9 protein-coding genes are annotated in these 12,681 nt (G+C 62.9%); 5 read left to right on the forward strand and 4 right to left on the reverse strand.

Features of this window, described 5'->3' with window-relative positions; genetic code table 11:
• The first annotated feature begins 124 nt into the window (after positions 1 to 124).
• From ACSW29_RS03585 to ACSW29_RS03600, 4 genes are all read left to right on the forward strand, one after another.
• Positions 125 to 2,359, forward strand: coding sequence for a DNA polymerase III subunit gamma and tau (locus tag ACSW29_RS03585; RefSeq protein WP_448276489.1), 2,235 nt, complete (start codon positions 125 to 127; stop codon positions 2,357 to 2,359).
• A 308-nt stretch (positions 2,360 to 2,667) separates the two neighbouring features.
• The gene (locus tag ACSW29_RS03590; protein WP_003943886.1) at positions 2,668 to 3,882 is read left to right on the forward strand and encodes an acetyl-CoA C-acetyltransferase; all 1,215 of its coding nucleotides are present in this window, start codon (positions 2,668 to 2,670) and stop codon (positions 3,880 to 3,882) included.
• A 45-nt stretch (positions 3,883 to 3,927) separates the two neighbouring features.
• A complete protein-coding gene (locus ACSW29_RS03595) occupies positions 3,928 to 6,069 on the forward strand; it encodes a 3-hydroxyacyl-CoA dehydrogenase NAD-binding domain-containing protein (RefSeq protein ID WP_448276491.1) in 2,142 nt (713 codons plus the stop codon).
• Positions 6,070 to 6,210: 141 nt separating this feature from the next.
• The gene (locus tag ACSW29_RS03600; RefSeq protein WP_448276492.1) at positions 6,211 to 7,248 is read left to right on the forward strand and encodes a type IV toxin-antitoxin system AbiEi family antitoxin domain-containing protein; all 1,038 of its coding nucleotides are present in this window, start codon (positions 6,211 to 6,213) and stop codon (positions 7,246 to 7,248) included.
• Between the two features lie 36 nt (positions 7,249 to 7,284).
• Here ACSW29_RS03600 and ACSW29_RS03605 read toward each other — a convergent pair whose 3' ends face one another.
• Both ACSW29_RS03605 and ACSW29_RS03610 read right to left on the reverse strand, forming a co-directional pair.
• Positions 7,285 to 8,586, reverse strand: coding sequence for a class I SAM-dependent methyltransferase (locus ACSW29_RS03605; RefSeq protein ID WP_448276494.1), 1,302 nt, complete (start codon positions 8,584 to 8,586; stop codon positions 7,285 to 7,287).
• Entirely contained in the window at positions 8,583 to 9,986 is a 1,404-nt protein-coding gene (locus tag ACSW29_RS03610; protein WP_448276496.1) for an FAD-binding protein, read from the reverse strand. Before ACSW29_RS03610 ends, ACSW29_RS03605 begins: the two co-directional genes overlap by 4 nt.
• A gap of 338 nt (positions 9,987 to 10,324) precedes the next feature.
• On the opposite strand from ACSW29_RS03610, the gene ACSW29_RS03615 reads away from it, so the two are divergent.
• Entirely contained in the window at positions 10,325 to 10,759 is a 435-nt protein-coding gene (locus tag ACSW29_RS03615) for an SRPBCC family protein (RefSeq protein ID WP_019746544.1), read from the forward strand.
• A gap of 55 nt (positions 10,760 to 10,814) precedes the next feature.
• Here ACSW29_RS03615 and ACSW29_RS03620 read toward each other — a convergent pair whose 3' ends face one another.
• Together ACSW29_RS03620 and ACSW29_RS03625 are read right to left on the reverse strand one after the other, a co-directional pair.
• A complete protein-coding gene (locus ACSW29_RS03620; RefSeq protein WP_448276497.1) occupies positions 10,815 to 12,326 on the reverse strand; it encodes an alpha/beta hydrolase in 1,512 nt (503 codons plus the stop codon).
• The gene (locus tag ACSW29_RS03625; protein WP_317826574.1) at positions 12,326 to 12,622 is read right to left on the reverse strand and encodes a hypothetical protein; all 297 of its coding nucleotides are present in this window, start codon (positions 12,620 to 12,622) and stop codon (positions 12,326 to 12,328) included. The genes ACSW29_RS03620 and ACSW29_RS03625 overlap by 1 nt, the downstream gene beginning before the upstream one ends.
• Positions 12,623 to 12,681: the final 59 nt, after the last annotated feature.

Below are 12,681 nucleotides of genomic sequence, written 5' to 3' on the forward strand. Positions count from 1 at the left end.
GGAACCCACGATGCGTGCGTGCGGTTTCCTACGCACTGCGATTGTGTTGCGAACATGTTTCGGGAGAACTCGGCGTTGCACCCGCACCGGACCACCTGTCGTGGGTCGCCGGTAGTCTTTGCGCGTGGCCCTGTACCGGAAGTATCGACCCGCGTCCTTCGCCGAGGTGGTGGGGCAGGAGCATGTCACCGCACCGCTCAGCACGGCTCTCGACACCGGACGCATCAACCATGCCTATCTCTTTTCCGGCCCACGTGGCTGTGGAAAGACGTCGTCGGCGCGCATCCTTGCGCGTTCGCTGAACTGTGAGCAGGGCCCGACGTCGACGCCGTGCAATGTGTGCGACTCGTGCGTTTCGCTGGGCCCGGGCGGTACAGGCAACCTGGACGTGACCGAACTCGACGCCGCAAGTCACGGTGGTGTCGACGACACGCGAGAACTCCGAGACAAGGCGTTCCACGCACCCGCCGCTTCTCGCTACCGCGTCTTCATCATCGACGAGGCGCACATGGTGACGGCGGCGGGCTTCAACGCGCTGCTCAAGATCGTCGAAGAGCCGCCGGAACACCTCATCTTCATCTTTGCGACGACGGAACCCGAAAAGGTTCTCCCCACCATTCGCTCGCGTACGCACCATTACCCGTTCCGCCTGTTGGCGCCGTCGACCATGCGCGGACTCCTTGAGAAGATCTGCGCCCAAGAGGGCGTACCGGTCGAGCCCGCCGTATATCCGCTGGTCATCAAGGCCGGCGGCGGTTCGCCTCGTGACTCGTTGAGTGTCCTCGATCAGCTGCTCGCGGGAGCCGGCGAAGAAGGTGTCACGTACCCGCGCGCGCTCTCTCTTCTCGGAGTCACCGACGTCGCGCTCATCGACGAAGCAGTCGATGCTCTGTCCGCCAGTGACGGAGCCGCCTTGTTCGGCACCGTCGACCGCGTGATGGACGCCGGTCACGACCCACGCCGATTCGCGCTCGATCTGCTCGAACGTCTGCGTGATCTCATATTGATGCAGGCGGTTTCCGACGCCAGCGAACGAGGGTTGGTCGACGCACCCGAGGCGGAGCTGGTCACGATGCGTGAGCAGATTCAGCGAGTCGGTCCGGCCACGCTCACCCGTTTCGCCGAGACCGTCCATGCCGGTCTCAGTGAAATGCGTGGGGCGACGGCGCCGCGGCTGCTGCTCGAAGTGATGTGCGCGCGAATGCTGCTTCCCTCTGCCTCGGACACCGAGTCGGCTGTGCTGCAGCGGCTCGAGCGCCTGGAACAGGGTATTCCGGCTGCCGGAGTCTCGACTGCCCCTGCTGCACGGGCCGCAGTAGCGTCGGCGCCGACCGTGCCGCCGCTCGAACCGGAGATTGCTTCCAAGTTCCAACGGCCCTCCCAACGTAAGGCCGAGCCCGAGGCACAACCAGAACCAGCCGCCACTGCTCCCGCGGCGGCGCCGCCGGTTGTCGAGGCCCCTGTCGTCGAACCTTCGGTGGCGGAAGTTCCAGTCGTCGAGCCTCCCGCTGTCGAGATCGTGGCGCCGCCCGTTGCCGAACCGCCGGTCGTTGAATCGCCCGTTGCCGAACCGCCGGTCGTCGAAGCTCGAGTGGTCGAAGCTCCAGTGGTTGAACTACCGGCTCCAGCTCCTGTCGAAGCGGAAGAGCTGATCGGACCTTCCGAGCCGGAACCCGACTACGAGCCCGAGCCCGAGTACGAGGAGCCGGCGGCTGCAGAAGTTGCGCCGGCCTCGGCCGGCCCTACGGTCGAGACACTTCGTGAATCGTGGAACACCTTGCGCAACAAGGTCGGTGAGCGAAACAAGGTTCTTCCGGCCATGCTGTCCGCTGCGACGGTTCACGACGTGCGTGGTCATGTCGTGGTCATCGCTCACGGCTCACCGGTTCTGGGTGCTCGTGTGACGCAACCGCACAACGCGGCGGTCATCTGCGAGGTCCTTGCCGAGATGTTCGGTGGCACTTGGCAAGTCGAGTACCAGGAAGGTGCGCCGCCCGCGCCTGCCGGGTCGAGCGCGCCCAAGGCGTCAGAGGCTCCGACTCGCCCTGCCGCTGCGCCGCGGTTCTCGCGCCCCAGTCAGGAACGCGCAGCGCAGCAGCCCAAGGCTCCGCAGCCCCAGCGTGGAGATTCGGACGACATTCCGCCGCCCGAGGCTCCTGACTACCCGGAAGACCCTGGACCGGCCCCCGCTCCCGAGGTCGACTACGAGGCAACTCCTCCGCCTGCGACACGTGAGGACGAGGACGAAATGTTCGCGGAGGCGGCTGAGCCCGCCGATCCGACGGCCAGACGTGACCCGGAAGACGTGGCTAAAGAGCTGCTCAAGGACGTTCTCGGGGCTCGCCGCCTCGAAAGCTGAGCCCGACAAGTGGGATACGTGTGGCAACGCCCCTACTTGATCACGAAGATCACGACATGATGCTGCCCTGTCGCATCGTGCCGTGAGCGCTGACGGAAGCGCACTCGAAATGAACCGAAACGGGCAGGCGTTCGCGCGCCGGATCACCTTGGTCACCTAGCAGGATCGCTTCGGTCCTTCCCATGAATTTGGAACACGTTCTACAGTGAAGGGGCTGAGGTCTGTACCTCGGCCATGCGCCACCACCGAAGGTGGCGCGGACGATCTGCAGACCGGTTCGACGAATTACACGGAAGGAACACCTCACAGTGACCACAGAGGCATTCATTTATGAAGCCATCCGTACCCCGCGAGGCCGCGGCAAGAAGACCGGGTCGTTGCACTCGGTCAAGCCGATCTCGCTGGTCACGGGTCTGATCCAGGAACTGCGCGTGCGCTTTCCCGACCTCGACGAGGATCGGATCTCCGACCTCATCCTGGGCGTGGTCACCCCCGTTGGCGATCAGGGAATGGACATCGCCCGCGTTGCAGTCAACGATGCGGGACTGCCGGACACCGTCGGCGGCGTTCAGCTCAACCGTTTCTGCGCTTCCGGTCTCGAAGCCGTGAACATGGCTGCTCAGAAGGTCCGGTCCGGCTGGGACGAACTGGTGATCGCCGGTGGCGTCGAGTCGATGTCCCGCGTTCCGATGGGATCCGACGGTGGACCGTGGGCGCTCGACCCCGCCACCAACTACGACAACTACTTCGTCCCGCAGGGCGTCGGCGCAGACCTCATCGCCACCATCGAGGGCTTCTCGCGTGACGACGTCGACGCATACGCCGTGCGCTCGCAGGACCTCGCTGCCAAGGCGTGGACCGGCGGATACTTCGCCAAGTCGGTAGTACCGGTCAAGGACATCAACGGCATCACCATCCTCGACAACGACGAGCACATGCGTCCGGGCACCACGGCCGAGAACCTCGCCGGCCTGGCTTCCGCATTCGGTGTGATCGGTGAAATCGGCGGATTCGACGCCGTGTCGCTGCAGAAGTACCACTGGGTCGAGAAGATCAACCACGTTCACCACGGTGGCAACAGCTCGGGAATCGTCGACGGCGCTGCGCTCGTGCTTGTCGGTAGCGAGCAGGCCGGCAAGGACATGGGTCTGACGCCGCGCGCTCGCGTCGTCGCCACCGCCACCAGCGGAGCCGACTCCACCATCATGCTCACCGGCCCGACGCCGGCGTCGAAGAAGGTTCTGGCTGCTGCCGGCCTGACCGTCGACGACATCGACCTCTTCGAGATCAACGAGGCGTTCGCCTCCGTCGTCCTGAAGTTCCAGAAGGACCTGAACATCCCGGACGAGAAGCTCAACGTCAACGGCGGCGCAATCGCCATGGGCCACCCCCTCGGAGCAACCGGCGCGATGATCACCGGAACGATGGTCGACGAGCTCGAGCGTCGTGGCGGCAAGCGCGCCCTCATCACCCTGTGCATCGGCGGCGGTATGGGCGTTGCCACCATCATCGAGCGCGTCTGACGCGGCGTCCGTCCTTCCAACGAGGCTTACCAGGAGTCAATCAAAGTGACTGATCAGAACATCATCAACTGGGACCAGGACGCCGACGGCATCGTCGTGCTCACCATCAACGATCCCAACCAGGGCGCAAACACCATGAACGACGCGTACATCGCGTCGATGAAGGCCACCGTCGACCGTCTGGTCGCCGAGAAGGACTCCATCACCGGTGCCGTCATCACCTCCGGCAAGAAGACCTTCTTCGCAGGTGGTGACCTCAAGAACATGATCAAGGTCGGCCCCGAGCAGGCCGAGGAGATCTACAACCACAGCGTCGAGATCAAGGCAGACCTGCGTCGCCTCGAAACTCTCGGCAAGCCGGTAGTCGCCGCCATCAACGGCGCGGCACTCGGCGGCGGCCTCGAGATCGCTCTCGCGACCCACCACCGCATCGCGGCGGACGTCAAGGGCGTCAAGATCGGCCTGCCCGAGGTCACCCTCGGCCTGCTGCCAGGCGGCGGCGGCGTCGTTCGCACCGTGCGGATGCTCGGCCTGCAGAACGCGCTCATGGGCGTCCTGCTCCAGGGACAGCAGCGTGGACCCGTCCAGGCCAAGGAAGTCGGCCTCATCGACGAGGTCGTAGGCTCGGTCGAGGAACTGGTTCCGGCCGCGAAGGCATGGATCAAGGCCAACCCCGAAGGCGGCGTTCAGCCGTGGGATGTCAAGGGCTACAAGATCCCTGGCGGAACCCCGTCCACTCCGGCATTCGCTGCCAACCTTCCGGCATTCCCCGCGAACCTGCGCAAGCAGCTCAAGGGTGCTCCGATGCCGGCTCCGCGCGCCATCATGGCCGCAGCCGTCGAGGGCTCGCAGGTCGACATCGACAACGCGCTGCTCATCGAGGCTCGTTACTTCACCTCTCTCGTGACCGGCCGCGTCGCGAAGAACATGATTCAGGCGTTCTTCTTCGACCTGCAGTCGATCAACGGCGGCGGTTCACGTCCGGCAGGCATCGAGAAGTCCACCATCAAGAAGGTCGGCGTCATCGGCGCAGGCATGATGGGCGCGGGCATCGCGTACGTCTCCGCCAAGGCAGGCTTCGACGTCGTCCTCAAGGACGTCACCATCGAGGCTGCGAACAAGGGCAAGGCGTACTCCGAAGGCATTGAGGCCAAGGCACTCTCGCGTGGCAAGACCACGCAGGAGAAGTCCGACGCACTCCTCGCCAAGATCACCCCGACGGCTGACCCGGCCGATTTCGCCGGCGTCGACTTCGTCATCGAAGCCGTCTTCGAGAGCCAGGAACTCAAGCACAAGGTGTTCCAAGAGATCGAGGACATCGTCGATCCCAAAGCACTGCTGGGCTCGAACACCTCCACGCTGCCCATCACGGGTCTCGCCACCGGCGTGAAGCGTCAGGAAGACTTCATCGGCATCCACTTCTTCTCGCCCGTCGACAAGATGCCGCTGGTGGAGATCATCCGCGGTGAGAAGACCTCCGACGAGACTCTGGCTCGCGTGTTCGACTACGTCCAGGCAATCCGCAAGACGCCGATCGTGGTCAACGACTCGCGTGGCTTCTTCACCTCACGTGTCATCGGAACCTTCATCAACGAGGCCATCGGCATGCTCGCCGAGGGCGTCGAGCCTGCCACCATCGAGCAGGCAGGTATGCAGGCTGGTTACCCGGCTGCGCCGCTTCAGCTTTCGGACGAGCTCAACCTCACCCTCATGCAGAAGATCCGCAAGGAATCTGCCGAGGCGGCCAAGGCCGAAGGCAAGGAACTGCCGGCAGATCCGGCCGGCGAGGTCATCAACACCCTCGTCGAGAAGTTCGATCGTAAGGGCAAGCTCGGTGGAGCAGGCTTCTACGATTACACAGAGGGCAAGCGCACCGGCCTGTGGTCCGGACTCCGCGAGAACTTCAACTCCGGAACCTCCGACGCCCCGATCCAGGACCTCATCGACCGCATGCTGTTCATCGAGGCGATCGAGACGCAGAAGTGCTTCGACGAGAACGTCCTGATCACCACGGCGGACGCCAACATCGGCTCCATCATGGGCATCGGGTTCCCGGCCTGGACCGGTGGCGTTCACCAGTTCATCGTCGGCTACGAGGGCGGCACTGCCGGCTTCGTTGCTCGCGCAAAGGAACTCGCTGCGCAGTACGGCCCGCGGTTCAACCCGCCGGCTTCGCTAGAGGCATAGCCCCCCCGTGCGCCTTTTTGGTAGTTGCTGCTACCAAAAAGGCGCACAGGGGTTTTCCCCAATTTGTGAGTTATCCACAGACGAACTTCGACAGCGAATTTCACGTCAGTCCTGTCGGAGTTCGACCTGACGCTTGGTGCCATGACTACGTCCCATGGTGGAAGCGAGTTTCTCCGGATTCTCGATGCGCAATCCGGTCTGATACGGCAACAGCAACTCTCGTCATTCGGGTACAACCGAGGCACGCTGCGGAACTTCCTGGACCGCGGCGAATGGCAGCGCGTCCTACAAGGCGTGTATGCAGTGACCGCTGGCCCGCTGACCAGAGAAATGATCCTGAACGCCGCTTGGCTTTACGGTGGCCCGCAGGCGATTCTGAGCCACGACACTGCAGCTGAGGAATGGGGAATGCGTCGCATCGACGCAGACAAGCCAGTCCATGTCACCGTGCCCTATGGCAAGTCCGCTCGCTGTCAGTCCGCGACAATCCGTCGAGTTCCAGCGCGAACGTCAGGAGCGCTTGTCAGAGTGGGCGGCGTGGTTCACCCCGGGGTAGTCGTCCACCGATCCCGAGCTCACCGATACATCGGTGTGCCGTCAGTCATACCTCGAACGTCGCGGGCTGATACCGCGATTGATCTTGCGACTGCCGAATCCACAGCGCGAAGCGCCTATGTTTCGCTCATCACCACAGTGACAAATGCGCGAATTCCGTTGAACGATGTGCGCCGTCGGATTGACGAACGAACACCGCATCGATTCAAGAGTGCGCTTTCCGATGCGGTACGACTCCTGGCAGACGGGGTGCAGTCATCGCTCGAATATCACTATGCGGTCGATGTGGAGCAGGCACACGGGTTGCCGTCGTCCAGACGCCAATCACCGGTTCGCGTCGACGGTCGCACGCTGTACGAGGATTGCGATTACAGCGAAGTGGGTGTGCCGCTGATCGTGCGTCTCGACGGTCGGTGGGCGCATTCCATGGCCGAGGTGGCATTCCGTGATCGCCGCCGTGACAATGCGGCAGAGCTGGCAGGTCGTCCGCGGTTGGTCTACGGATTCGACGAGGTGATGAAGACTCCATGCGAGGTTGCACACGAAGTGGAGACGGTCTTGCGGCGGGGAGGCTGGGTGAGGACGCAGTCGGGTGCATGCGGCACCTGTGCGCCTTTTTGGTAGTGCCGACTACCAAAAAGGCGCACAGGGGCTGTGCCCCTAGGCCTTCCACCACGGGCGAAGCGGCACATGCGCCTCACCCTTGGGGCCAAGCTTGACAGCCAGAACCTGGTGCAGCTGAACGACATTGCGCTCGAACCCGAGCCGTGAGCCGGCCATGTACAGGCCCCAGACGCGAGCGGTTCCCTCGCCGACCTCGGCGACGCAGGCGTCCCAGTTGTCGACGAGATTCTGGCACCATCCGGCGAGTGTCAGTGCGTAGTGCTCGCGCAGGTTCTCCTCATGCCGCACCTCGAGACCGACGTTCTGGATCTCGGAGATGATGCGACCCGATCCGGTGAGCTCCCCGTCGGGGAAGACGTACCGGTCGATGAATCCGCCTGCCTTGGCGCCGCTTCGGTTGTCCGGACGGGTGATGCAGTGGTTGAGCAGACGCCCACCCTCGCGCAACTTGCCCTTGAGGAACTCGAAGTACGCCGGGTAGTTGCCGACGCCGATGTGTTCGGTCAGACCGATCGAGGACACAGCGTCGAATCCGGTCTCCGCGACGTCGCGGTAGTCGGAGAAGCGGACCTGCGCGAGATCGGCAAGACCTTCGTCTTCAATGGCCTTCTGTGCCCAATCTGCCTGTTCGCGTGAGAGAGTCACGCCGATTACCTTGACGCCGCGCCTGGCCGCGTAGCGAACCATCGAGCCCCAGCCGCAGCCGATGTCGAGAAGTCGATCACCCTTCTGAAGTCCGAGCTTCTCGAACACCAGGCGGTACTTGTTCTCCTGGGCTTCTTCGAGGGTCTGCTCCGCATTGTCATAGGCGGCGCAGGTGTACGTCATGGACGGGCCGAGGACGTACTCGTAGAAGGTGTTGGAGACGTCGTAGTGATGGTGGATGACCTCGGCGTCACGAGTCTTGGAGTGACGCAGTCCTTCTGCAACGCGACGCCAGCGAGGGAGATGTTCCTGGGGCGGCGGGGCGATGGGCCGCAACAGATCCCAGCCCAGCGAGCGCGTGATGCTGGCGAGAGTCAGTGCCGACGGGCGCTTGAGGTGGAGTTCGTCGCCCATGATGCGCAGAATCTCGTACGGATCACCGGGGTGGACACCCTCGGCTTCGAGATCGCCGGAGACGTACGCGCGGGCCATGCCGAGGTCGCCGGGAGCCGTTGCGAGATAAGTGGTTCCGCGAGTCGACTTGAGGTGCAGTCCGTAGTCGGCATCTTCGGGGCCGGCGGTGCTGCCGTCGTACGCGGTGAATCCTAGCGGCAGCATGCCGTCGGAAAGCGTCTCGAGAATCTCTGCGATGGAGAGCTTGTCCTGGCTTTTGGAGTCTTTAAACGTGGTCATTTACGTTGCACCGCCTTAGAGAATAGATCCAATAAACGGGATTTCGGGTCGTAGCGTTCCTTGAGTCCGATGTACCGGTCGCCGCCGTAGTACAGCTCCTCGAAGTCTTCCTTCGAGTAGTAGGAGTCGGAGTAGAGCGATTTGTGTCCGTCGAAATCGCTGACCTTTTCTTCGATCAGTCGATTTGCTGCCCCCTCGCGCTCGCCGGGAACGATCGGCACCGAAGACCAGAAGCCGATGTTGACGTAGGTGCGCTTGGGTTCGAGGGGGTAGAGGGGCCACGGCCGCGATGCGGAGGCAGCGGCCGGGCTGGGCTCACGTAGGCGCAACGGGCACAACCACAGTGGTTCGATCGGAATTTCCTCGAGGAACCACGAGACGAAGTCCGCGGTTCGTTCGATGGGTACCTCGACGTCCTGGACGACGCGTTCGCGCGGGGGCTTTCCCTTGCGCTTTTCGAGGCGATCTCCGATGTCGTACTTGTGGTCGAGGGCGATCAGCTTCCAGTAGAAGCTGCTGCGCAGGTACTGCTTGGGCCAGAAGCGCCTGACCTTGGGGTTCTGTGCACCGAAAGCCCGTGAGCACCAGAACCAGTCGGTGTCCCAGCGCCACAGGTAGTCCCGAATGGTCAAGCGGTCCGTCTTGGGCTGTGTGAGTGACGGATGCTGGATCGACCGGTAGAAGATGTCCTGGTCGGTGTAGTCGCTGACCGGGCCTTCCTCGTCGGTTTGCGCGCCGAGTGTGAGGTAGCTCTCGGAATCGGTGAAGACCACCCCGTCGAGGTAGTCGACGGCGATCCCGTCGTACTCGCGCTCGGTGACGATGCGATCCATCGTTTCTTCGAGCTTCTTCAGCGAATCGAAGCGCACGTGACGCAAGGCGACGTACTTCTCGACGGGTTCGAGTGCGATCTTCAGTCGCGTCGAATAGCCAAGGGTGCCATAGGAATTGGGGAAACCGAAGAAAAGCTCGGCGTGTTCACCGTCCGGCGTTGCGGTGATGATCTCGCCGCTTCCGGTCAGTACGTCGATTTCGAGTACCGACTCGTGCGGTAAGCCGTTGCGGAAGGAGGTGGACTCGATGCCCAGGCCTGTCACCGCACCGCCCAGGGTGATGGTCTTGAGCTGAGGCACGACCAACGGCGCCAGCCCGTAGGGCAGCGTCGCGTCGACGAGGTCCTCGTACGTGCACATGCCGGCGACGTCGGCGGTGCGCGCCTGCGCATCGACGGCGATGACACCGGCCAGACCGCTGACGTCGAGGCCGGGGGCCGACGTCTTGGCGCGAGCGCGGAACAAATTGGATGTCTTCTTTGCCAGGCGTACAGAAGCATCGGCGGGAATGGCGCGGTATGACGCGAGTAGGCGTTCGACGCCTTCTCTGTGCTGCTCGAACCCCATTTCACGCGCAGCATCGGAACCCGGGCCTTGCTTTGTCCGGATTCGATCTAACTTCTGAACTACCCCATTGAACGAGAGAGTCACACCCTGACGCTATCGGTAGTTGCGTGTGCAAGCTATCCGGAGGGGTATTAATGCCCGAATTTGATCGAGTTGTTGCAATCGAACTCGGTAAATGCTCCGAGTGGTGAACCAGCTCACATGGAATGGGTAGATGGTCGAGATACCCGGGCGCAGCAGGCAGTATGGAAAGGAATATCTGCGCAGTTCGAGGTGCGGATTCGGGTAGTCATTCGCGGCATCGAGCCGCGTTGGTCGAGCAAGGAGACGTAGGGCATATGGGTCAGGTCAATGCAATGAGTTCGATAGTCGTCACAGCAGCACCCGACAAGGTGCTCGCGGCGCTCGCGGACTACGAGACGGTTCGCCCGCGGATCCTGTCCGAGCAGTACCTCGACTACAAGGTTGTCGAAGGCGGCCAGGGTGACGGCACCGTCGCGCAGTGGACGCTCAAGGCGACGGAAAAGCGCTCGCGCAACGTCAAGGCCACAGTGACGGTCGACGGCAACGTCATCACCGAGAAGGACGCCAACTCCAGTCTCGTCACCACCTGGACCGTTGCCCCCAACGGCACCGGAACGACGGTGACGACGCTCACCCAGTGGCAGGGTGCCACCGGAATCGGCGGGTTCTTCGAGCGCACCTTCGCTCCGAAGGGTCTGCAGCGCATCCAGGCCCAGGTCCTGGACAACCTCAAGCGCGAACTGGTCTGACTGACTCTGCATCTCGAAAGACGGCGTCGTACCTTCACCGGTGCGGCGCCATCTTTCATGCGCCGGTAATGATCTGCCCCAACTCGGTGAGTGCGGGGTTTCCGCTTTCCCAGTAATCGCTGTGAACTCCGAAACCAGGCTCCCCGGGTGATCCGGTGAATACCTGCGCGCCGAATTCCGGATCCGACGGGTCGAATCCGTGGACTCCGAGGATCTTAGGTATTAATTGGACCGGATCCCAGAAGGCCGTCGTCGAATGAACACGACGCGATATCTCGGAGGAGTCGACGCCGTCCAGGCTCAGTTCGTTCACACGCTCGGCATCGACTCCCGGGCTTGCGACAAATACCAGTTCGTCGACGTCGAGAGAAGCGCCACGGGTAGTCGCGGCACCGACGACGGTGCTGCCGTAGGAATGGCCGATCACCACGTTGTGCGACGGCGGACCGTCATGCGAGCTGCGTAAGCCGTCCTGGAAGCTGTCCAGCCTCGGCGCCGCGGAGTTGGCGTAGCGATCCGAGGCTGCGTCGGGAATGCCTGGGGGAGCGTCGTATCCGGACCACAGGATCACTGATGTGGCTTCCGTTGGTGCCGCCCTGACCGCCGCGTCGTACATGGCCTTGGCTCGTTGCAGATCGCCGCCGACGCCCGATAGCCCGGAGCCGGTTCCGGGGACCAGTGTTGCGACGTTGCCGGCGGCATCGGGATTACCGACTGCCACGACGGCGTGCGCATCCGTGACGGAGAGAAGGAACGTGTCCGGTCGAAGTTCGCCGCGCACGGCCGCATATTCGGCGGCTACGGTTCGATCCGGCAACTGCTCGAGCGCAGCGAGGTACCGCCGGTTGTAGTAGTCCCGGTCGAGAGCGGGAAGGCCGTCGTGGCTCCCGATGGACGGATCCCACCTCGCCAACGCGTCTTTCTCGTCGGGAGTGAGCGATTCCCAGAGTCGATGTAGCTCCGTTGATGTCCTGGGGAGTGTCGACCTCCCATCGAGGATATCGACGACAGTGCGGTTGAGGCGATCAGGCCGATTGCCAAGGAGCGATCCGATCTCTCGGAATGCCTCACCCAGAGCAGTCGCGGCCCGGTTGTCTTCGTCGTCGAGTGCCGTCAATGCAGTGGAAATCTTCTGCTGGAAAATCTCTGCAGCCGTGTCGTTTTCGGAATCTTGCATGACGTCGGCCAGATTCCACGGCTGCTTCGTCTCAGGCGCCGATACCGCTCCACTGTCTGACACCGTCAAGCCGTGTTCGAGAGTCGCCTCCTCGACCAGGTCCAGAATTGATTTTCGCGCCAAACCAATCGTATTGGCTGCTCCGCCATACAGATCCGCAACTACGCGAACCGCAATCGACAGCCGAGCCGAGGAAAGCGAGATGTCCGACCACTGCACTGCCGCCGCGCTCGACGCTTGTCCCAGCCAGGATTCGCGGACGGCGTCGATGCTGTGTCCGGCGTCATTGCCGAGAACTTCGATCTGCCGGTCGATGTCGATCAGTCTCGAAGCGCAGGCACGTAGTTGCTCCGGTGACCACGCGCGAAGTTGAGAGATGTTGGGCCGCATCAGTGGTCGCCGCGCAGTTCGGACGCAACTTCGCCCTCAGCAGTGTCGTACAGACGTGCTGCGGCAGCGGTTCCCGACGCCATGAGTCCCAACTGCGTAGCCAGGTACCGGTAGGCGTCGGCGATCACGCTGGCATGCTCCGTCGATACAGCCATGACAGCGGACGAATCCAGGCTCGTCGCGGCTTCGAAAATCGGGCCAGCGGAGTCGATCCCTGAAATCTGATCCGCAATTCGAGACAGATCAGCCGAAAGTTGCTGCAACGCAGCGATGTCTACCTGAAGTATCGGCCCCATGGCTGAACCGTAGCCAGGCGAACTGGCTATTGGGGCCGTGCCGGCTTTCCTGTGGACAA

The organism is Rhodococcus sp. GB-02 (assembly GCF_053470465.1).

What these genes read in the sequence shown, in the direction of transcription:
- ACSW29_RS03615 (WP_019746544.1), top strand. Translation starts at nt 10,325, where the DNA reads ATGGGTCAGGTCAATGCAATGAGTTCGATAGTCGTCACAGCAGCACCC.
- ACSW29_RS03620 (WP_448276497.1), bottom strand. Translation starts at nt 12,326, where the DNA reads ATGCGGCCCAACATCTCTCAACTTCGCGCGTGGTCACCGGAGCAACTA.
- ACSW29_RS03610 (WP_448276496.1), bottom strand. Translation starts at nt 9,986, where the DNA reads ATGGGGTTCGAGCAGCACAGAGAAGGCGTCGAACGCCTACTCGCGTCA.
- ACSW29_RS03600 (WP_448276492.1), top strand. Translation starts at nt 6,211, where the DNA reads ATGACTACGTCCCATGGTGGAAGCGAGTTTCTCCGGATTCTCGATGCG.
- ACSW29_RS03625 (WP_317826574.1), bottom strand. Translation starts at nt 12,622, where the DNA reads ATGGGGCCGATACTTCAGGTAGACATCGCTGCGTTGCAGCAACTTTCG.
- ACSW29_RS03605 (WP_448276494.1), bottom strand. Translation starts at nt 8,586, where the DNA reads ATGACCACGTTTAAAGACTCCAAAAGCCAGGACAAGCTCTCCATCGCA.